Source organism: Phocaeicola sp. GP0067 (assembly GCF_031119655.1).
GTDB lineage: Bacteria > Bacteroidota > Bacteroidia > Bacteroidales > Bacteroidaceae > Phocaeicola > Phocaeicola vulgatus.
In genome coordinates this window covers 113,168-136,150 of the sequence record NZ_JAVHZY010000013.1, presented here as the reverse complement: position 1 = coordinate 136,150, position 22,983 = coordinate 113,168, and the positions used below count along the sequence as shown (strand labels likewise).

Sequence of the window (22,983 nt, the reverse complement as noted above, 5' to 3'; positions counted from 1 at the left end):
TTCTACCTTCTATATTTGCATTCGTAAATGTAACCCAAAAAGCTGAAGACATGAAAAACATATCCATGAAATCTACTCAATTAATAGAGGATTCTTATACGAATTATCATCATTCGGTCTATCTGTATATCTATTATAGGATAGCTCATAAAGAAGAGGCGGAAGACTTGGCTCAAGATGTGTATGTACGGCTGATGGACTACGATCAGATGCTCTGTGCAGAGACTATTAAGTATTTTATTTTTACTATTGCCCGTAATTTGGTAACTGACTATTTACGTCGTTATTATAAGAGGCAAGAAGTTACTTCTTATTTATATGAGCATACGGTTGCTTATACAAATGAAACAGAACTTCGTGTGGTGGCCAATGATTTGGAAGCGTGTGAGAAATATAGATTGTCTTTGCTTCCTCCACGGCGTCGTACTATTTATGCAATGAGTCGTTTTGAAGACAAATCTATTTCAGATATTTCAGCGGAATTAAATCTTTCGCACCGTACCGTTGAAAACCATTTAAGGATAGGGCGGCATGAGGTGCGCGAGTTTATCAAACAGTGTATATAATAAGAAAACAACAATAAAACTGTTAATATTAAATTTTAAGTTTATGAAAAACGAATTCTTTAAATTTTCATCGAGAAGAATCTTGTTTTCTACGGTGATGGCTTCTGCCTTGTTGGCAGGTAGCCCGCAGACTGTATTTGCAGAGGTGAATGGGGTGCAGACTGTTATGCAGACTGGAACGGTAAAAGGGCAAGTGGTGGATGCTACAGGAGAACCGGTAATTGGTGCTACGGTACAAGTAAAAGGCACGACTAATGGTACAATTACCGATTTTGATGGTAATTTTACATTGAATAATGTTCCGGAAAAAGGCATATTGGTCATTTCTTATATCGGATACAAGACTCAGGAAGTTAATATATCAGGGAAAACAAACGTTAAGGTCGTTTTGAAAGAGGATACTGAGGTGCTGGATGAAGTAGTAGTAGTTGGTTATGGTGCCCAAAAGAAAGCTTCTTTAACTAGTTCTATTAGTCAGATCAAGGGGGATGAGGCTTTTAAAAATAAGGGTATTGCTAATGCTACAGTAGCTTTGCAAGGTGAAGTTCCGGGATTGACTATTACACGCACTTCTACTCGTCCGGGTAGTGAGGGAGCAGAGATGAAAATACGTGGTGATATTTCTGTTAATGGAAAATCTTCTCCATTAGTTATCATTGATGGTATAACAGGTTCATTGGATGAGTTAAATGCTATGGATGCAAGTGATATTGAAAATATTTCAGTTTTGAAGGATGCTTCGGCTGCGATATACGGTGCCCGTTCGGCTTCAGGTGTTGTACTGGTAACAACAAAGCGTGGTAAAAAAGGAAAGGCTCAAATATCATATAGTGGCTCTGTTAGTCGCACAATTAACGGTATTCAGCCTCCTATTACAAATAATCGGGAATGGTTGGATATGTTTTATGAAGCTCAATATAATGATGCTGCCGCTTTAAATCCTAGTTTAACTACTGCTGATGAAATTCATAAAGCTGTAAATTGGTGGATATTTAATTCTTTTGGTGGTCCTACTTTGGATCAATCGGATATTGATCCGGCTACTGGTGCACCAACAGTATATAAGGGGGAAACTCTTTTTAATGCTCTTCGTGCAGGTAAAGTCTTGACATTACAAAATGGTGATAAAGTGGAACGTTGGGACCCAAATGTGTATATGATGGATTATCTTTATGGTCAGGCAACTTCTCAAAAGCATTCGATTAGTATTTCTGGAGCAGATGAAAAGTTTAGTTATCGAGCGTCTTTGGGGTATGCGGATAATAATTCACAGTTGAAAGTTGCTAATGATGGAGAAAAAAAATATAGTGGTCGTTTAAATGCTGATTATCAAGCGACAGATGCTTTGAAATTTGAAACAAGTATGTCGTATGACAAACGTGATATTATAACCCCAACTACTGATGTGGGAGCTGGATATTTTGATCCTTGGTTTTGGACTGTGTATAATAAAAATGGTCAGGCTTATGATACATTTAGTGGTAACCGGAATCCTATTGGTGGGTTGACCCAAGGAGGGGAGAAGAAAAATTCATTGACAACTTTTAGAGGAAGTGCTAAAGCAACTTATGATTTTTCTAAATGGGTAAAAGGACTTTCTATTTCAGCTTCGGGGGCTTATAAGACTGTACAGAGAAATATGCAGGAAGTGAAGAATAAAGTACAATATTATGATTGGGTAGGTACACAGACTGGTAATAAGCAAGGTCCCGGACAATTGAAAGAAGAAATAGCGAAATGGGAAAACATTACTTTAGGTGCTTTTGCTAATTATAATCGTACTTTTGCTGATGTGCATAGCGTTTCTGCCATGTTGGGTATGACTGCCGAACAAGAAACATATAAAAGGGTAGGTGCGGTTCGTAAATCCGGTGCTGTTTATCCGGGGTCTGGATTAGCAGATTTGGATGTATGGGTGAATGGAAATAATAATGAGGCATATGGTGGACAGAATTCTTGGGGATTGGTTTCTTATTTAGGGCGTTTGAATTATACTTATGCTGATAAATATTCAATAGAGGTATTGGGTCGTCGGGATGGGTCTTCTAAGTTGGCGAAAGAACAACGTTGGAAAAATTTTTATTCTATTTCTGGTTTTTGGAGACTTTCAAATGAAGACTTTTTAAAAGATGTTTCATGGTTGAGTGATTTGAAGCTGCGTTACAATTATGGTAGAACAGGTAGTGTGGAAGGTATTGACAATTACGAGAGATTTGCTACTATCAAAACTGGTACGACTATTTTTGGTGTAAATCCCGGTACGCATACTTCATTGTGGGTAGACGGTATGAGATCTGCGGAACGTACATGGGAAACTATTGACAGCCACGATGTGGGAGTGGATTTTGCTTTTCTTAGCAATCGTTTGAGAGGTTCATTTGATTATTTTATCAAGACCAATAACGGTATGTTTATTGATGTACAATATCCTTCTATTTTAGGTGCGGCTGCTCCTAAAACCAACAATGGTAAGTTTCGTGCCCGTGGTTGGGAGTTGGCTTTGAATTGGAATGATCAAATAGGTCAGGTAAAGTATAACATTGGAGGATCTCTTTCGGATGCATGGTCAAAAGTGCTTGAATTAGCTAATAATGAAAATGTACCTAATGAGGGTAAGAATGAAAATCGCTTAATCGGTATGCCAAGACAAGCATTGTATGTATACCAAACTGATGGTATTTTCCAAAGTGCAGATGAAGTGGCTGCATATTATGAGAAGTATTATTGGAATGCGGATCATTCAGGACCGAAAGCTAATAATATTCTTCCTGCACCTCAGGAGGCATCTACTAATACACTTCGTCCGGGGGCTCGTAAAGTAGTCGATTTGAATGGTGACGGTGCTATAACAAAAGATGATCTTTACTATGCAGGAGATATGGCCCCTCGTTTGACATTTGGCTTTAAATTGGGATTGGAATGGAAAGGAATCGATTTCTCGGCTTTCTTCCAAGGAGTAGGTAAACAAGTATTGTTAAGAGGTGGATATTTGGCTGCTCCATGGACTACAAATTATGTTCTGCAAAATAAAAACTTCGCAGGGAAAATGTGGAGTGAGAATAATCGGGATGCAGAATATACTATTGCTTCACGTGACCAGAATTTTAATAAGTGGAATTATAATAATAAAGATGTCAGTGTTCAGAATAATCGGTATGTCCGTTTGAAATCTTTGGTAGTGGGGTATTCATTGCCTCAAAAGTGGATTTCAAAAGCCGGACTCAGTAAATTGAGAGTTTACTTCTCCGGTGATGATCTTTGGGAATGGACAAAAGTAAAGGATGGATATGATCCGGAATATGGTGAAAATTCAAATAACACATTCCCGTTCAGCAGATTGCTGACATTCGGAGTAGATGTTACATTCTAATAACCTGTTAAAATATAAACATATGAAAACCATAATAAATAAATTTTTTCTTGCATCGGCTGTGGTGATGTCATTGACTGCATGCAGTGACTTTCTTGATAAAGAACCGTTGTCTCAGGGAACAGAGGCTATTGTGTTTAAGACTCCTGAACATTTTGAACAGGCAGCCAATGCTTTATATAATGTAATTGGATGGAAAAATCTGGATAATAAGCCGTCATACGGTGATATAATGGACCGAGGGACGGATATCAGTGGATTAGGAAGCAATGGAGGTGGTTCGGCACCGGAAGGAAATTGGAGTTGGGATAAGCCTTATTCGCATATCCGTACTTGCAATATATTGTTGGAAAAGGCAGAAGCTTATGATGGTAGCCAAAGTGATATTGCCCAGTCTGTGGGGACTGCTTATTTTTTTCGCGCATGGCAGCATTTTTATTTGTTGCAACATTTTGGTGGTGTGCCTATTTCAGACCATGTGTTGACTGTTAGTGATGGAGTGTTACAGGCCCCGCGAAACAGTCGGTATGAGGTGGCAGCCTTTATTATGTCCGATTTAAGAGAGGCTGTAAAGCGTTTGCCTAAAGAAACGGAAATTCCGGAAGGAAGCAAAGGAAAAGTAAGCAAGGAAGCTGCCAAATCTTTTTTGGCCAGAGTATTGCTTTATGAGGCTACGTGGGAAAAGTATGTTCCTGCTATCAATTATGATTTAGATGGTGATGGGACTTCGCAGGGGGCAGGAACTGTTAAACCGGAAGGATATCCTTCTATAACCGATATGTTGACAGAAGCAAAGCAGATGTCAAAAGAGGTGATAGAAGAAGCTGAAAGTGGAACTTATAAGTTGTGGGCAGAATGTGATTCTTTGAGTTATTACTATTTGTTTAATATTGATGATAAGGGTGGAAATATTCCTAATTTCAAAAGTGCTGGAAAAAGTACGAATAAAGAATTTATTTTCTCAAAAAAATGTGACTACGATCTGAGTCGTGGTGGTATTAATTTATCGCATTCGGTCATGGTAGGTGCAGCAACGGGTATGAGTGCTCAGTTTGGTGAATCTTTCCTTTGTCGTAATGGACTTCCTATTCGTATCAGTTATACAGGTAGTATGTCTGATGCGCAGAATAATCCAGAATTCGAGGGATATGCAACATTTATAGGTGAATATCGTAATCGTGATTATCGTTTTGTTGGTTGTACTTTCTTACCTGACCGTGTATCTTATAGTAGCCGTACTGAAGATGGACGTCAACGTATGGATGCTAGTCAACCTTATCCTACTCCTGTGTTTCCTAAGGACAATGATCATTATGATCCTACTGATCCCGTATATAGTAGTTCTTGTGCAGTCTTCCATCCCACAATTAGAAATAATAGTACAATGGGGGGATACAGCAGCCGTAAGTATTTGATTGAAGGGGCAAATCGTCCGGATAATACAGAATCTGCAGATTTTCCATTGATTCGTTTGGCAGAGGTGCATTGTATTTATGCCGAGGCGACTTGTGAATTGAATAATGGAAACATTTCAGATGAAGATCTTAATTTCTCTATTAATAAAAATCGTGCTCGTGCTGGAGTGGCTCCTTTGACCAATGCGTTAATTGCTAATGTTTGGGATGCTGGTTATTGGGATCATGCTACAGGAAAAACTATTTGTAAAAAAATGAATATGTTGGATGAAATACGTAGAGAGCGTGCATGTGAACTTTTTGGTGAAGGTTTTCGTATGGACGATTTAAAACGTTGGGGTATTGCGCATATTAACTTGACTGGTCGTAAATTGGGTCGACATGTTTTGGGGACGGCATACGAAACAGAGAAAGCCAATGATGCCACTTACTTCGGTGAACCCTGTTATTATCCAGAAAAATATCCTTTGCTTTATGGGCTTTATGAGGGCTCTGATCCTAACGACCCTGACTATGGACGTTCTATAGCAACTTTGGCTGGTAATTTGCTTTATACACAAAGGGATTATTTAGATCCTATTCCTCGTCAGCAGATACGTTTGAATCCGCAATTAACGCAGAATCCTGGTTGGTAATAAAAACTGAAGGATAAATCGAAAATCAATAGACTGATTTATAGTAGTTAGGGTGTGAAATAAGAATATTCTTTAGGTAAAGGATTATTTCATGCCCTAATTGATAATGAAATTGTGGTATATTAGAATTGCTGGTAGGCGCTTTGAGTGATTGATAGTTATTGAACGTATATTCTAAAATAAATAGCAGACTTTACAAATGAAAAGAATGAGAACATTATGCTTGACAGGTCTTTTATGGATGATAACCTGTATTCTTTATGCACAAAACCAGTTGATAACTTATACGGTTCCTGGTGACGGGGTGGAGTTGAAAGACGATTTTACAGTTCGGGTGAGGCAATCTGGCAGTGGATGGAAAGAAGTAGTTACTTATCCGGTGAAAGTAGATGAAGTACGCCAGACGAAGCATCATGTTGAACTAGCCTCAATGGGATATTTTGACTTTTCCGGTCAGGTGGAAGTTTCCGTTACCTATAATAAAGGAGAAGTAAAGAGTAGCAGGGTGCGTCCGTTGTCGTATGGTATCACTCCGCAGATTAGCGGCAGTACGATGACTTTTACGCTAGACCGTCCGCGTAATCTGTCCATTGAGGTAAATGGAGACATATTCCATAATCTTCATCTTTTTGCGAATCCGATAGATGAAAATCGCCCGAAGAAATTGAAAGACAAGAATCTGATTTATTTTGCTCCGGGAATACATCAGTTACCCGGCGATACACTTAATGTTCCTTCGGGAAAGACTGTCTATGTGGCAGGTGGGGCCATTGTGCGTGGATGTATCCGTGCGGTCAATGCCCGTGATGTGAAAATTTTGGGACGAGGTGAGGTGCATCCTGAGGGTCGTGGAGCAGGTATCAGCATTATTAATTCACGAAATATATATGTGGAAGGTCTCATTACGACCCAGTGTCCCACTGGAGGTTCGGACAGTGTGATAATCCGCAATGTAAAAGCCATCAGTTCATATGGATGGGGGGATGGCATGAATGTATTTGCCAGTAACAACGTCTTGTTTGATGGAGTATTTTGTCGTAATTCCGATGATTGCACTACCGTGTATGCTACACGTCTGGGATTTCATGGCGGATGCCGTAATGTGACAATGCAGAATTCTACCTTGTGGGCAGATGTGGCGCATCCTATTTTTATCGGATTACACGGAGATGTAGATAGGAATGAAGTGATGGAGAATCTGACCTACCGAAACATTGATATTTTGGATCATCGGGAAATGCAGGTGGATTATCAAGGCTGTCTGACTATCAATGCAGGTGATAATAATCTGGTCCGAAATGTGCGGTTCGAGAATATCCGTATCGAGAATTTCAGGCAAGGCCAATTAGTGAATCTGCGTATATTTTACAACAAGAAGTATTGCAAAGCTCCGGGCAGGGGCATTGAAAATGTGCTTTTTAAAGATATTACTTATAATGGTAATCATGCCGAACTCTCACATATCGTAGGCTATGACGAGGAACGGATGGTAAAGAATATTCGTTTTGAGAATCTGAAGATAAACGGTAAAGTTATATCGGATGATATGGCCGGCAAGCCTGCATGGTATAAAACGTCGGACATGGCGCGTTTCTTTGTTGGAGAACATGTAGATGGTATTGTATTTGCAAAATAAAAAAGGCTATTCTTTCAAGCAAGAGTTTCAAGAAGAGAATTAACTAAAAATATCTACAACAGAGTTTTTTAAAAGTGCTGCCACTGCTACCACTTTTTCCTGCAGAACTTCGATGAACAGGGAATGGTAAGGTGTGGGGGCAGCAGAATAAGTAAACACTGAAAAATACGTGCTGCCACCATTTTTCTATCATCTTTCTTCCTTTTTATTTGTTTTCGGTGGAATAAAACCGTAAATTTGATAATTCTTAAACAAAGAAAAATGATAGACACATTAAATTATGAAAAAGTTCCGGTAAACTTTACGTATTGTTTTAACGGAGCTTGTAAATTGGCGGATACCTGCCTGCGATATCAGGTGAGCCGCCACATCCCCGAAACCAAACGAAGCGTCCGCACACTCAATCTTTCCTATATCAAGACAGAAGAAAGCTGTTCTGAATTTATGAGTGATGTTCCCGTGAAGTATGCTTACGGATGGGGCCACATGTTCGATAAACTGATACACGAGAAGGCGGTTGCTATTAAAGATGTGATGTACAACTCCAAACGTGGTGTGTTATATCTTGTTGTAGAAAAATAAAGTAAGAATAGTGGTGGCAGCAGGCGTTGAAAAGCAGGCTGCCACCACCTCTTGTAACTCCCTGTTTTTCGTGGTTATACAGGAATGGGTGGTGGCAGTGGCAGCATTTTTTAAAAACTCTATTGTAGACACTTCTTCTTGGATTTAAATTGTAGGAGTTAAACAGATTTTTATACTTTATTTTCTCGTTTTTCTTATTAATTTTGTGTCTGTCTAAATGAAAAGAGAATGAATACTATTGGAAAATATATACTGATTGTTGGGATGCTGCTTTTTTGCTTGCTTGGCAGAGCGTATGATTATGTCATAACTACACCTAGTGAGAATGGGGTTCTATTTGATAATTATGTTCATTGTATTTATGAGGATTCCGATGGATATATTTGGGTAGGTACAGGAAGTACTGTTGAACGTTTTGACGGAATAACCGGTCAAGTTTATAAATTTGAGGAAGGGATGCCGAATTATGCTCCGCATTTGGTGAATACAATACTTGAAAAAGAAAGGCATGAATATTGGGTTGGAAATGTACATGGGTTGTTTCAACTAGATCACCATAATCATATAGCAAAACGTATATTTAGAGATCAAATCAATAATTCTGTATATTCTTTAAAGAAAGATCAGAAAAATCATATTTATATCGGTACTTCGAATGGGTTATATATTTATAAAGACGGAAAATTGCATTATATAACGGTAGATAATAAAAATATTATGTCCGAGCATAATAGAATATTGTCTATAGAAGTAACTGATTCAAATAATGTATGGCTGTTGACAGCAAAAGGAGTTGCTGTATATGATATTAAATCAGGAGCGATAAAACTTTATCAAAATACGTTGTCCGATTGTGGATACTTTCGTTGTTTTGTAAAAGCAGGAAATCATTTGTATATAGGGACTGAGAAAAAAGGAATTGTTACTTTTGATTTGTCTCATTATCGTTTTTTGCCTTACTGGAATGAGGTAAAAGTTCCGGTCACTGCCCTTTCACATGAAGAAGGATTGTTAGGCATTGCAACCTCAGGTCAAGGAATTAGTTTGCTCTCTTTGCATAATAAAAAACAAATTTATGCAGCCGGGTGTAATACTAATCAGAATAGAGGATTGTTGTCAGATAATATATCCTCTATTTTGGTATCCAAAGGGAATGTTTGGTGCGGTACAGAATATTATTTGGGTTTTAATTATTTGAGGAGTGTTGAGAAACCTTTTCGTTTATATAAGTGGGGGAATTTTACTTCAAGAAATCTCATAGTTCGTAGTTGCTATTATTGGAATGAATATATGTTTATCGGCACACGTGAAGGATTCTATTTTGTATCTGAAAAAACGGGGCGTGTACAACATTTCGGTTCTGGTAAAGTGGGTTGTGAAAAATTACGTTCCAATTTAATTTTTTCCTTTTATAGCTATCAGGGAAATATTTTGATAGGAACTTGTAGTGGGGGATTGGCTGCTTTTAATCTGGAATCAAATAAATTTGTTGAAAATTTGTTGACTAAGACATTGGTTTCAAATGATATTTTTATGTTTCTTGAAGATGGAGACGGGAATTTGTGGATTGCTGCTTCTGATGGACTTTATTGTTACGAAAAGAAAACTCATGAAGTAAAAGAATATAATGTAGTCAATAGTGGAATGCCAGGTAATATAGTTTATAGTATTTGCATTGATTCTTCCAAACGCTTTTGGGTGGGAACGGATAAAGGGACGGCTTTGCTTGATTGTAAAACAGGTAAATGCAGCCAAGAACAGTTACCGGCAAATTTTTTAAGTAATGAGATTATCCGGTATATTAATGAGGGAAAGGATGGTTCATTGCATTTCTTTTTGTTGGAGAATAATAGATTATATGTTGTGGATAAAGAACTGAAAAAAAGTAGGTTGTTTACAGAAATAGCTCCTTTTAATATGGCTCAGGATGAAGAAGAAGGTTATTGGATGGGATGTGATGATGGTATATTGAAATCTGACAGGAATTTGTCTCACTTTTCTCTTTTTTCTGTAGATGGTTTGGTTGATGTCATGATGGGGGCTAGTCCGGGGGCTTCTATAGGACGATATAAACAAAAACAATTGTTAGTTCCTTGTATGAAAGGATTGGTAGTGGTGGATCCGGAGTCTTCTTATTATGTGACACCGTTACAGGTTACTGAGATGTTTGTAAATGGTGAGCGTTATGCCGATAATTATCAGATTAAATCAGATACTACCTTTGTATTAAAAGAATATGAGAATAATTTGACATTCAATTTTACTTCTTTGGAATACGAGAAACCGGATTTGATAAGATATCAGTATAAACTTGTCGGAAAAGATTCTGTTTGGAATTGGTTGAGAGGAGAAAATGAAGTGTCTTTTTTTAATCTGCCTGCAGGAGACTATGTATTTATGGTTCGAAAGGCATTGAATGAAGATTCTGTTTGTATGGTTACTTTTAGTATTCAAAAGAGTGGAATATGGATATGGCTTGTTTTTTTAGGTATGATATGTATTGGGATGATTGCCGGTTTTATTTATAGTAGACAGAAAAAAGTGAAAGCTTTAGATATTGATTCTGTAAAAGAAGAACCGGTTGGAATACAGGTTTCGAATAATAATGTGAAATTGAATGAGGAAGAAGCTCGAAAAGTGATGGAAGCATTGAAGGAATATATGGAAAAAAGTAGACCTTATCTGAATGTTGATTTAAAACAGTCAGAGGTGGCTGCTGCTATCGGATGTTCAGCTTATATTCTTTCTACTGTCTTTACTCATTATTTGAAGGTGGGATATTATGATTTTATAAATGGTTATCGTGTGGAGGAATTCAAGCAAGCTATAAAAGAAGGTAAACATCAAAAATATACTTTAGTGACTTTGGCTGAAAAATGTGGCTTTAAGTCGAAAACATCGTTCTTCCGTACTTTCAAGAAATTCACAGGATTTACTCCAAATGAATATATACAACATCAAGATGAAAACTGATGGATGAGAGTACCATAAATGAGTGGTACTCTTTTTATTTGTTTGAATATCAGTTGTTTATTTCTGATATGATTACTCTCTTTTGTTTGGAACTTATTACTCCTTTTTTTGTGAATGTTTTTTTCTCCTTTTCTATATATTTGCTATGTGATACTCTCCAATTATATCAGATGGCATGTCCGATAGGTCTGCACAGTATAAAGTATCAGATAGGGCGCGTTTCTTTGTTGAAGAGTATAATGAGTGATGTTATATTTATAAAATAAAAATAATGAGAAAGATAGTATTATTAATCGGTTTAATTTTGATGGCGTCTACTTCATTGGTAGCACAGAAATTTCCAAAAGTAATTTTATCGGGAGATTATCCCGATCCATCCATTATGCGTGATGGAAAGGATTATTATATGACACATTCTCCCTTTTATTATATGCCGGGGTTCTTGATATGGCATTCACAGGATTTGATGAATTGGGAGCCTGTTTGCCGGGTAATGCCCGAGTACGATGGGTCTGCTATGGCACCTGATTTATTGAAATATGGTGATACTTTTTATATTTATTATCCGGCGGCCGGGACAAATTGGGTTATTTGGGCAAAAGATATAAAGGGTCCTTGGAGTAAGCCGGTGGATTTGAAAGTAAGTGGGATTGATCCGGGGCATATAGTTGACAAGCAAGGTAACCGTTATCTTTATGTGGATAAAGGAGAAGTAATCCGCTTGACGGAAGATGGATTGTCAACTATAGGTAAAAAGCAGAAGGTATATGAGGGGTGGCTTTATCCTGATAAGTGGGATACGGAATGTATGTGCTTGGAATCACCGAAACTGAATTATCATAACGGTTATTATTACTTGACTTCTGCACAAGGAGGAACTGCCGGTCCTGCGACAAGTCACATGGTAGTGTCTGCTCGTTCAAAGAGTATAATGGGACCATGGGAAAATTCTCCTTATAATCCCGTTGTACATACTTATAGTGCAACGGATAACTGGTGGTCTAAAGGACATGGCACGCTGATTGATGATGTGAACGGTAATTGGTGGATTGTATATCATGCCTATGCAAAGGGATATCACACTTTAGGACGTCAGACGTTGATTGAACCTATTGAATGGACAGCGGATGGCTGGTATCGTACCAAATCTACTGCTACTTCGATTAAGCCGGATAAACAAATCAAGCATGGAATAGAACTGTCTGATGATTTTAACGAAGCTAATTTAGGGCTTCAATGGACTTTCTGGAAAGAATATGTTCCGAAAGCTTTGACTTTTGATAATGGAACCTTATGGATGAAAGCTAAGGGAAGAACTCCTGCTGACGGACGCCTGCTTCTAACAACTGCTGAAGATAAGAATTATGAAACTCAAGTAGAGATAAATATCGGCAATGGGAATACAGGCGGACTTGTTTTATTTTACAATGAAAACGCATATGCGGGAGTTGTTTCTGACGGAAAGAAGTTTATTGTCTATCAAAATGCAAGCAAGCAACTGGAATTACCTAATGAGTTGGGTAAACGTTTTATTGCTAAAATTCATAATCAGGGTAACAATCTGCGTATAATGGTGAGCAAAGATAGTAAGGAGTGGATTACCCTTGCGGAAAATGTTGATGTGTCGCAAATGCATCACAACAATTATCATGGTTTCTATGCCTTGCGTATAGGATTACTTTCTGCTGGAAAGGGAAGAGCCGGATTTAAACAGTTCCGATATAAGAATGCTGTTCCGCAGGAGAAAGATATGAGTGCTTATCTGATGGTATTCCACAAGGACGAGACGCATGGCTTGTATATGGCTGTCAGCCGTGACGGATATACTTTTACAGCCATGAATGACGGGGAACCGGTAATTGCCGGCGATACGATTGCCTATCAGAGAGGTATTCGTGACCCGCATATTTATCGTGGACCGGATGGCGCTTTCTATTTGGCAATGACAGACTTGCACGTGTTTGCAAAGCGGGACGGTTACCGGGAAACCGAATGGGAACGTGACCGCAATATGTATGGTTGGGGAAACAATTATGGACTGGTATTGATGAAGTCTTGGGATCTGGTTAACTGGAAACGCGCGAATATCCGTTTTGACAAGTTAACGGCAGGGTTGAGTGAGATTGGTTGTGCATGGGCGCCGGAGGTAACATACGATGAGAAAAAAGGGAAACTGATGATTTATTATACAATGCGTTTCAGAAATGAAGCGAATAAACTGTATTATGTATATGTAAATGATGACTTTGATACCATTGAGAGCTTACCGCAGATTTTGTTTGAATATCCTAATGAGGGTGTTTCTGCCATTGACGGAGATATCACGAAAGTAGGAGACAAATATCACTTGTTCTATGTTGCCCACGATGGACCTGCCGGAATCAAACAGGCTGTTTCAGATCGTGCGAACGGTGACTATGAATATGATCCACGCTGGTATGACTTTGAGCCCAAGGCTTGTGAGGCTCCTACTGTATGGAAGCGTATCGGAGAAGATAAATGGGTATTGATGTATGATGTATATAGTGTGACTCCTCATAATTTCGGTTTTATTGAAACGTCAGACTTTGTGAACTTTAAGAATCTGGGGCGTTTCAATGAAGGAGTGATGAAAACGACCAATTATAATGCTCCCAAACATGGAGCGGTTATTCATCTGACTACTGAAGAAGCAGATAATTTAGAGAAGTATTGGCAGAAGAATAAAAGGAAATATGTTTCTACTGCATCTATTCAAAAGAATCCGATTATTCAAGGATATTATGCTGATCCGGAAGTGATGTATTCAGAGAAAACGGGGAGGTATTATATTTATCCGACGTGTGATGGTATTCCCAACTGGGGGAGTACACAGTTTAAGGCTTTTTCTTCGAGTGACTTGGTGAACTGGAAAGAAGAAGGGGGGATTTTGGATTTGAAAAATGTTTCGTGGGCAAAAAAGAATGCATGGGCTCCAAGTATTATTGAAAAGAAGCAGGCAGATGGCAACTATAAGTATTATTATTACTTTACTGCGGAAAAGCAGATTGGTGTGGCTATATCCGACCATCCTACAGGTCCTTTTATTGATTCAGGGAAACCTTTGATTGGACGGGAACTGCCTAAGGGGATGCCGAGAGGACAGAATATTGATCCGGATGTATTTACAGATCCTGTAAGTGGAAATACTTATCTGTATTGGGGAAACTATTATATGGCTGTGTGTGAGTTGAATGATGATATGGTATCGGTGAAACCAAATACAACCCGTATTCTGATAGGTCATGATGCTCATTATAGCGAGGCGGCTCATGTGTTTTATAGGAACGGCTATTATTATTTTACATGGTCTAAGAATGATACGAGAAGTACGGAGTATGAGGTGCGTTATGTACGTTCTAAATCTCCGGTGGGGCCGATAAATCCAGCAGAAAGTCAGGTCGTTATTTGTAAGAAACCGGAACAGGGAATTTATGCCACCGGACATCATTCGGTAGTACAAGTGCCGGGGAAGGATGAATGGTATATTGTTTATCATCGTTTTAAATTTCCAGATGCTGTGACCAAAGGAAGGGATGCCGGCTATCATCGCGAGGTGTGCATAGATAAACTGGAATTTAATACGGATGGAACAATCAAAAAAGTGGTTCCGACTCTTTAAATCGAAATTAATAAACTATTGAAACTCAAATTATATATAATGAAACAGAAAAAGAATCTGATATCAGTTTTGCTTCTATTGTTTTTTTCAAGTTGGGCAAGTGCGCAAAATATTCCTGTGAAACTAAATGTGGATGCGGGACGGCAGATTGCTACTGTAACCAAGTTGTTTAACGGTTCTAATATCGAGGACCTTAATAATCAGACAAATGGTGGAATATTCAGTCAATTGCTTCATGGAGAGGCCTTTGAAGAAAATATTGACATTGATTTCCTGAATTTGGATAAGGCTGACTACTCTAAAATATATGTAGTATTGGATGAAAGGAGAATTCCTCATTTGATTACACAGACGGATATTTATCATCGTATCCCATGGAATAACCTGACAGAAAAATATGACTTTAATTCCAAAGACATTTATGATGCCAAACCTTTCAAGCATCCCCGGGTCATTTCGGGATGGAAGTTCCCCGGTCGTTTTCTTGTGTTTGACTCATTACCTGCTCCTATACAAAAGGTTATGCTTGAACGTATTAATGGGAATGAACAGATATCCAAGTATTGGAGTAAAATGTTGTTAGGAAGTCCGCAATATAATTACGAACTGGTGCATGACGGAGAAGCTTATATCGGGCGTCAGACGCAAACAATCTGTTTTAAAGGAGGCTCGGGAGAAGTCGGACTCACTAATCATGGCTTATATAGAATGGGGATACGGTTTGATAAAGGAAAATCTTATGATGGCATTTTGAGAATCAAGTCAGATTCACCGGAGACTGTATATATATCGCTTCGTGATGAAAAAGGAACCGTGATTGCAGAGGAACCATATTCTCTGAAAGGGGATGGCTCTTATGAAAGAGTACAGTTTAAGTTGGTACCTGATGCTGACGTAACTCGGGGAAGTTTCGGAATATCGCTTAAAAAGCCCGGAAAAATAGAGCTTGGATTCGCTTTTCTGCAACCGGGAGAATGGGGACGGGTGAAAGGTTATCCCATTCGGAAGATGTTTGTGGACGTATTGAAGAAACAGGGGATTGCCGCTTTTCGTTATAATGGTTCTATGGTTGATGTAGGTGCGGATACTTATTTGTATCGTTGGAAAAAAATGATAGGCCCGATTGATGAACGTAGGGTAACTCTTCGAAGTGGATTTAATTTATATGCTACTCATAGTTTCGGTTTTGAAGAAATGCTGCAAGCAGCAGAAGTGATTGATGCAGTTGCCATTATCGGTATGAGCATGGATGAGTCTTATGAGGATATCCGGGATTTTGTAGAATATGTGAATGGAGATGCTACTACCAGATGGGGGGCGTTGCGGGCTAAATACGGACATCGGGAGCCTTATCGTTTGAAATACATACAGGTGGACAATGAACGCCCGATTACGCGTGGGTATATTGAATGTGTGAAAAAGTTTGCGGAGGCAGCATGGGAGGTAGATCCTGAAATGTCGATTATGACTTCACTTAACATCGGTCGCGGATACACCAAAGGGACACCGGAATATAAACTGGCATCTGATATGGTATCATGGTTCATTTCAAAAGGAAAACAGGATAAACTGGCTTGGGACCCTCATTATAGTGGAACCAGATCGTTTGCTGATACAAAAGATTTGTTTGAAAATGAGATGGGGATAGTGCTTCAGAGAGAATTGGCGCAGGATTTTCCCGGATTTAAGTTGAATCTGCATCCTATGGAAGAGAATGGTAGCCGGTGTGACTGGGATCGCGGTTTAGCTCATGCAAATAATTGGAATACCTTACAACGTTATGGTGATTGTTTCCGTATGCTGGGTACGGCTAATACTTTCCAGCCGCATGGTTTGCATTATATATGGGATCAGGGACGTATTCATTATACAGCCGATACTATATGGTTCCAACCTTCAGCACATATTGATGAAATGATGATAAAGACGTGGAAACCTAATGTTGTCGCAACTTCCACCAGTGATGAAGCCCTTGATATTACAGCTAAAATCAATGATTCGAAAACAGAAATGACTCTCTATGTTGTTAACTTGAGTGACCAACCTCGGGAAGCTATATTGAATATTGATAATTTCCGTTACAAATCCAAAGTGGAGGTTCAAACGATTGGCGACTGTGAACTTACAGAGTTTAATACGTATGAGAATAAGGATAATGTAGTATTTAAGCCTTCTCAGGCGGTCTTTTCCAGAAAGAACACTAAATACACATTCCCTAAATACTCGTACACTGTAATTACTCTTAGAAAATAGAAAGCATGAAAAGAATAAAGCACCTTTTAGTCTTATGTTTTTGTCTGATACTGGCTTTGCCGGTATCAGCGCATATTGATGAAATAATGAATGGGCCGGATTCAGTCTACATTTTCCCATACCCTACGTTAAATGACGGAGGAAGGAGAGGAATGCAGTTTGTCTGGAGTTCGGACGGGGAAAATTGGCAAAATGTAGCTGACGGGCAAGTATTCGTGAAGTGTGACTTCGGCCCTTGGAAGAAAATGTATGAACCTTATCTGACGCAGAGCCGCGTGGACGGAACATGGCATTGTTTCTGGAATCTGACTCCGGATGGAGAGGCGATGGCTTATGTATCTTCTGTTGATTTGATAAAATGGAAACCGCAACATTTCTTTATGGCATCTGAAAAAGGAAAATATGCCGTGGAGAACTGCAATGAGCCGATTAGAAAAACGGTGTGGATAGGTGACAAACAGGTGACCGGTTGGGCTCTGAAAGTTGCTTATAAGCAGATTATTGCGATGAACCGTTATGGGGATCACCGGGCGTACAGACAGACATTGCGGGGAGAGCGCACTGCGCAGGATGGAAGCCGTTTTGCAGGATTGAAACCTGTGACGGCCCGAATCAAAGTGGAAGAAGAAAATACTAAGCCTATCAGTGAGCATTTGATAGGGGTATTCTTTGAAGACTTGAATTATGCGGCAGACGGCGGACTCTATGCAGAGCTGATTCAAAATCGTGACTTTGAATATTCTCCTAAAGACGGGAATAAAGACAAGGATTGGAATAGTATGTATGCTTGGAGTGTTCAGGGGAATAATGCGATATTTACAATCGGAACGGATCATCCGATTCATGCCAATAATCCGCATTATGCTATCCTGAATATTCAAGAGCCGGGAGCGTCGTTGGTCAATGAAGGCTATGGTGGTATTGTTGTGCGAAAAGGGGAAAAATATGATTTCTCTATGTTTTCCAAGATTATGAATGGGAAAAAAGGAGGAAAGACAGTTATACGTTTGATGTCAAAAGACGGGAAAGAGCTTGCCCGGACAACCTTGTCGGTTTCTTCCAGAGACTGGAGAAAACAAACTGCAGTGCTGAAGGCTGTAGCAGATGCCGATAGTGCCCTGTTGGCCATATCGCCGCAAGTGGAAGGAGAATATGCTTTGGATATGATTTCATTATTTCCGCAGAAAACGTTTAAAGGGCATAAAAACGGGCTTCGTGCTGACCTGGCACAGGCAATAGCGGATATTCATCCGCGTTTTGTGCGTTTTCCCGGTGGTTGTCTGGCACATGGTGACGGAGTGGATAATATCTATAACTGGAAAGAAACAATTGGCCCGCTGGAAGCCCGAAAATCTGCACCTAATATCTGGAGATATCATCAGACACGAGGTTTGGGATATTTTGAATATTTCCAGTTCTGTGAAGATATAGGAGCTGAACCGCTTCCGGTAGTGGCTGCCGGTGTACCATGTCAAAATTCAGGGATAGGGGGGCCTAGCCATCATTCTACAGATATCATTACCAGTAACGGTCAGCAAGGCGGTATTCCGATGGAAGAGATGGGACAATATATTCAGGATGTTTTGGATCTGATAGAATATGCCAATGGCGACGCGAAGAAAACGGTGTGGGGACGGGAACGGGCAAAAGCCGGACATCCTGAACCTTTTAATCTGAAATACCTCGGAGTGGGTAATGAGGATATGATAAGTGATATTTTTGAAGAACGTTTCACGATGATTTATAAGGCTGTCAAAGAAAAATATCCGGATATTGTGGTAATAGGGACGACCGGCCCCTTTAGCGAAGGGACAGACTATGAAGAGGGCTGGGCGTTGGCAGACAAGTTGGGAATACCGATGGTGGATGAACATAATTATAATTCGCCGGGCTGGTTTATTCACAATCAGGATTATTATGACCATTATGACCGTAAGAAATCGAAAGTCTATTTAGGTGAATATGCGGCACATATACCGGGACGTCACAGTAATATGGAAACAGCTCTGGCTACGGCTCTGTTCCTTACCTCAGTAGAACGTAATGCAGATGTGGTGACAATGACTTCCTATGCACCGCTTCTTGCTAAAGAAGGGTATATCCGGTGGAATCCGGATTTGATTTATTTCAATAACAAGGAAGTGAAACCGACAGTGGATTATTATGTGCAACAGTTATACGGGCAAAATGCCGGTAATGAATATATTACTTCCAAAGTGTCATTGGATAATAATCAGACCTCGGTGAGGAAACGTATAGGAGTGTCAGTTGTTCGTGATGTCCCAAGCGGAGATTTGATTATAAAGTTGGTAAATATGCTTCCAGTGAATGTAAATGCAGAATTGGAATTTCCTTTATTAAAGGGGAAACACATGACAGCTGTTAAAACTGTGCTAGTTGGTCGGCCTGATGATAAAGAGGTACATCCTATATCAGAAAATATGGATGTGGGTGAACAATTCCTTTGTGAATCACCGGCTTATTCGTTTATTGTAATTCGAATTCCAGAGATTGAGAAGTAATAATTCAGATAAAATTTATATTATTGTTGTGTAAAAAAGCATTTAGGGTTGTTGAAATAGGGACTGTCCAAAAATGGAGAGTCCCTATTGTTATTTGTCATTTAAAGCTTTTTTAAATTAGGTAACTGTTAAGAAAAAGTTTTTAATTAAGTGTTTTTTATTTTTTAATCGTATCTTATTTACAAATGGATTTTGAATAAAATGTTTTGAAAGCTATGAATTTAGGAAGACTCTTGTTTTTTATTTCAGAATGGTGGATGGAAATATCAGATTTAAAAAAGGTAACATTCATAAAGAAAATTGTATTGTATCTTTTGTTGCTATTTTGTTATACTGCTACTGCTCAAGAATGGCAATGGTCTGTACGGTTAAAGGGATTTATATCTTCCGAAACAGGTAAAGAACCGACAGCTTTTTTGTGGATACCTTCCGATTGTTATCAGTTACGTGCTGTAATGGTAGGAAAGCATAATATGAGTGAAGAAACCTTATTTGAGATGCCGCGTTTCCGGGAAGCATTGTCTCGAATGGGAATAGGATTAGTATGGATCACTCCCGGTATTGACCAGCAATGGGATGTGACAAAAGGAACTCAGAAGATTTTCAATCAGATGATGAATGATTTGGCAGAAATCAGCGGTTATTCAGAATTGGAACATATACCTATAGTTCCTGTCGGTCATTCGGCAATGGCTACTTATCCGTGGAACTTTGCCGCCTGGAATCCTGAACGGACATTGGCTGTTATTTCTTTGCATGGCGATGCACCTCGTACTAATTTGTGTGGTTATGGCAGAGAGAATTTGGAATGGGGAAGGACGCGTAATATAGATGGTATTCCGGGATTGATGATTGAAGGAGAATATGAATGGTGGGAGGCACGGGTGAATCCTGCTTTAGCGTTTCGGATGATGTATCCTGAAAGTTGTATTTCCTTTTTGTGTGATACAGGACGTGGACATTTTGATGTGGCTGAGCAAACTGCTGATTATATAGCCTTATTTCTGAGAAAAGCGTTGGAATACCGTTTGTCCGGACATTCTTCTTTGAATGAGCCTGTTAGTTTGAAAAAACTGAACCCGAAAGAAGGATGGTTGGCCGAGCGTTGGCATCCGGAGCAGAAAAACAGGGCTAAGGCAGCTTCATTTCATGACTATAAAGGAGATAAACATGACGCATTTTGGTATTTTGATAAAGAAATGGCTGAATTGACTGAAGCTCGTTATGTAAAGTATAAAGATAAACAGATGCAATATCTTGGATTTATGCAGAGAGGTCAGTTGGTAAAATATGCTGCCGGACAACATGCCGGAATTATTGCTGGTTTCTATCCGGAAGCCGACGGTTTAACTTTTCACGTAAAAGGGGTATATACGGATTCTTTGCGTTCCTTACCGGTGAAGGAGCATGCCAATGGCAAGATTGAAATAACCCGTATTTGTGGTCCGGTAGCAAAAGTGAACGATACTACTTTTACCGTGCGTTTTTATAGAATGGGAATGGATAATCCAAGGCGTACCGGTGATATTTGGCTGTTGGCTGCTAATGAGGGGGATGGAAAATATAAAAGTGCGGTGCAACAACTCAATATCCGCATTCCTTATCGGAATACAGAAGGAAAACGTCAATATATACTTTTTCCAGGGATAGAAGATGTAAGGGAGGGAGTGAAGTCTGTATCTTTAGAGGCTGTTTCTGATTGTGGATTACCTGTATATTATTATGTAAAAGAAGGACCTGTTGAGTTGCAAGGTAATAAGCTAGTTTTTACAAAGATTCCTTCTCGCAGTAAATTCCCGATAAAAGTTACTGTTGTAGCCTGGCAGTACGGGATTGCCGGACAGGTACAGACGGCTGATCCCGTGGAACGTAGTTTTTTGATCAAAAAATAATCTAAGTGAAATGAAAGCTTATTTTACGCAAAGGTTTACGTGCTTTTGATTAAGCTGCTTATTCTTATTTTGGAAGATTCTTGAAGAAGGCAGTGGAGTTGCTGTATAACTCCAAACGTGGTGTGTTGTATCTTGTTGTAGAAAAATAAAGTAAGAATGGTGGTGGCAGCATGCTTTTCAAAGTGTCGAAAACGCCTGCTGCTACCACCTCTTGTAATTCACTGTTTATGGTGGCTTTGCGGGGGTGAGTGGTGGCAGTGGCAGCACTTCTTTAAATTCTGTTGTAGGTGTTTTTTTAGAGAGAACATATAAAAGAAATCATCTTTGCGAAATAAAAAGAAAAGGTAATTATTTAGGTAGGATAATTTTTAAAGAATGATCCTTTTTGCTATCTTTGTCCATTGAAAATGAATAAATTATATTCTTATGGAATTACAAGATAAATATATCCGCTTTGATTGGGCTGTTAAGCGTCTGCTGCGTCATAAAGCTAATTTTGGTGTGCTCGAAGGATTCCTTACGGTACTGATAGGTGATGAAATTCATATAGTGGAGATTTTGGAAAGCGAGGGTAACCAGCAAACGGAGAATGATAAGTTCAACCGAGTTGATATCAAAGCTCTCAATAGTAAAAATGAGATTGTTATCATCGAGATTCAAAATACGCGTGAGCTGTATTATTTGGAGCGTATCCTGTATGGAGTAGCCAAAGCCATTACAGAACATATCTCATTGGGTGAAACTTATTATAAAGTTAAAAAGATATATTCTATCAGCATTCTTTATTTCGATATTGGTCATGGAACTGATTATCTTTATCATGGGCAGAATATATTTAAAGGAGTGCATACAGGAGACTTTCTTCAAGTGAGTACTCGGGAAAAGGATGCCATTGTGCCCCGTATGCCTTCCGAAATTTATCCGGAGTATTTTCTGATCCGTGTGAATGAGTTTAACAAGGTGGCGGTGACCCCTTTAGAGGAATGGATAGAATATTTGAAGACGGGTATTATCCGTCCTGACACGACTGCTCCCGGATTGGGTGAGGCACGTGAAAAATTGAAATATTATTCAATGACGCCTCAGGAACGCCATGCCTATGATGAACATCTTAGCGCTTTGATGATCCAGAATGATGTTCTTGATTCTGCTAAGTTGGAGGGAAAGATAGAGGGACGATTAGAAGGACGTGCGGAGGGTCGTGAAGAAGGTCGTGAAGAGGGCATTAAAGAAGGTGTTCTTCGAAATGCCCGGAGAATGAAAGAAAAAGGATTCTCTACAGAAGATATTATGGAAATTACAGGATTGACATTCGAAGAGGTTAGTCAGTTGTAATTCCATGTTTGGTTAAATAAATCCACAGGTGGCTTCTTAAGGTATCTGTGGATTTTTTATTTTACGCAAAGGTTTACGTGCTTTTTGTTAAGCTGACTTATATTTAGGTCAGCTTAATCTTTTTATTTTTGAGCACATAAATAAACGATTTGTTAACGTGTAAT

Annotated in this window: 12 protein-coding genes; all 12 read left to right on the top strand. The window is 39.1% G+C overall.

The window, feature by feature from the left end; genetic code table 11:
• Nucleotides 1–50: 50 nt before the first annotated feature.
• The 12 genes from RE317_RS12050 (at nt 51) to RE317_RS11995 (ending at nt 22,819) form a co-directional block, all read left to right on the top strand.
• Nucleotides 51–566, top strand: a complete 516-nt coding sequence (locus RE317_RS12050) for a sigma-70 family RNA polymerase sigma factor (protein ID WP_303266245.1) — start codon at nt 51–53, stop codon at nt 564–566.
• A gap of 43 nt (nt 567–609) precedes the next feature.
• Nucleotides 610–3,936 (top strand): TonB-dependent receptor, encoded by a 3,327-nt coding sequence (locus tag RE317_RS12045; RefSeq protein WP_005843090.1) that lies wholly within the window; start codon nt 610–612, stop codon nt 3,934–3,936.
• A gap of 22 nt (nt 3,937–3,958) precedes the next feature.
• Nucleotides 3,959–5,986, top strand: a complete 2,028-nt coding sequence (locus RE317_RS12040) for a RagB/SusD family nutrient uptake outer membrane protein (protein ID WP_117873319.1) — start codon at nt 3,959–3,961, stop codon at nt 5,984–5,986.
• 199 nt (nt 5,987–6,185) lie between these two features.
• Nucleotides 6,186–7,622, top strand: coding sequence for a glycosyl hydrolase family 28 protein (locus RE317_RS12035; RefSeq protein ID WP_008670287.1), 1,437 nt, complete (start codon nt 6,186–6,188; stop codon nt 7,620–7,622).
• A 261-nt stretch (nt 7,623–7,883) separates the two neighbouring features.
• Nucleotides 7,884–8,204, top strand: a complete 321-nt coding sequence (locus RE317_RS12030; RefSeq protein ID WP_008670285.1) for a DUF6078 family protein — start codon at nt 7,884–7,886, stop codon at nt 8,202–8,204.
• 13 nt (nt 8,205–8,217) lie between these two features.
• Nucleotides 8,218–8,352 (top strand): hypothetical protein, encoded by a 135-nt coding sequence (locus RE317_RS12025; protein ID WP_258968638.1) that lies wholly within the window; start codon nt 8,218–8,220, stop codon nt 8,350–8,352.
• Nucleotides 8,353–8,432: 80 nt separating this feature from the next.
• Nucleotides 8,433–11,177: a two-component regulator propeller domain-containing protein gene (locus RE317_RS12020; protein WP_008670283.1), complete on the top strand. Its 2,745-nt coding sequence runs from the start codon at nt 8,433–8,435 to the stop codon at nt 11,175–11,177.
• A gap of 271 nt (nt 11,178–11,448) precedes the next feature.
• The gene (locus RE317_RS12015; protein ID WP_008670281.1) at nt 11,449–14,817 is read left to right on the top strand and encodes a family 43 glycosylhydrolase; all 3,369 of its coding nucleotides are present in this window, start codon (nt 11,449–11,451) and stop codon (nt 14,815–14,817) included.
• 39 nt (nt 14,818–14,856) lie between these two features.
• Nucleotides 14,857–17,070 carry an alpha-L-arabinofuranosidase C-terminal domain-containing protein gene (locus RE317_RS12010; protein WP_008670280.1) on the top strand — a complete coding sequence of 738 codons (2,214 nt, stop codon included), beginning with the start codon at nt 14,857–14,859 and terminating at the stop codon, nt 17,068–17,070.
• A 5-nt stretch (nt 17,071–17,075) separates the two neighbouring features.
• Nucleotides 17,076–19,592 carry an alpha-L-arabinofuranosidase C-terminal domain-containing protein gene (locus RE317_RS12005; protein WP_008670279.1) on the top strand — a complete coding sequence of 839 codons (2,517 nt, stop codon included), beginning with the start codon at nt 17,076–17,078 and terminating at the stop codon, nt 19,590–19,592.
• Between the two features lie 257 nt (nt 19,593–19,849).
• Nucleotides 19,850–21,484 carry a hypothetical protein gene (locus RE317_RS12000; RefSeq protein ID WP_008782276.1) on the top strand — a complete coding sequence of 545 codons (1,635 nt, stop codon included), beginning with the start codon at nt 19,850–19,852 and terminating at the stop codon, nt 21,482–21,484.
• Nucleotides 21,485–21,910: 426 nt separating this feature from the next.
• Nucleotides 21,911–22,819: a PD-(D/E)XK nuclease family transposase gene (locus RE317_RS11995; RefSeq protein ID WP_008670277.1), complete on the top strand. Its 909-nt coding sequence runs from the start codon at nt 21,911–21,913 to the stop codon at nt 22,817–22,819.
• The last annotated feature ends 164 nt before the right edge of the window (nt 22,820–22,983 follow it).

What these genes read in the sequence shown, in the direction of transcription:
- RE317_RS12030 (WP_008670285.1), top strand. Translation starts at nt 7,884, where the DNA reads ATGATAGACACATTAAATTATGAAAAAGTTCCGGTAAACTTTACGTAT.
- RE317_RS12040 (WP_117873319.1), top strand. Translation starts at nt 3,959, where the DNA reads ATGAAAACCATAATAAATAAATTTTTTCTTGCATCGGCTGTGGTGATG.
- RE317_RS12050 (WP_303266245.1), top strand. Translation starts at nt 51, where the DNA reads ATGAAAAACATATCCATGAAATCTACTCAATTAATAGAGGATTCTTAT.
- RE317_RS12045 (WP_005843090.1), top strand. Translation starts at nt 610, where the DNA reads ATGAAAAACGAATTCTTTAAATTTTCATCGAGAAGAATCTTGTTTTCT.
- RE317_RS11995 (WP_008670277.1), top strand. Translation starts at nt 21,911, where the DNA reads ATGGAATTACAAGATAAATATATCCGCTTTGATTGGGCTGTTAAGCGT.
- RE317_RS12000 (WP_008782276.1), top strand. Translation starts at nt 19,850, where the DNA reads ATGGAAATATCAGATTTAAAAAAGGTAACATTCATAAAGAAAATTGTA.
- RE317_RS12005 (WP_008670279.1), top strand. Translation starts at nt 17,076, where the DNA reads ATGAAAAGAATAAAGCACCTTTTAGTCTTATGTTTTTGTCTGATACTG.
- RE317_RS12020 (WP_008670283.1), top strand. Translation starts at nt 8,433, where the DNA reads ATGAATACTATTGGAAAATATATACTGATTGTTGGGATGCTGCTTTTT.
- RE317_RS12015 (WP_008670281.1), top strand. Translation starts at nt 11,449, where the DNA reads ATGAGAAAGATAGTATTATTAATCGGTTTAATTTTGATGGCGTCTACT.
- RE317_RS12035 (WP_008670287.1), top strand. Translation starts at nt 6,186, where the DNA reads ATGAAAAGAATGAGAACATTATGCTTGACAGGTCTTTTATGGATGATA.
- RE317_RS12010 (WP_008670280.1), top strand. Translation starts at nt 14,857, where the DNA reads ATGAAACAGAAAAAGAATCTGATATCAGTTTTGCTTCTATTGTTTTTT.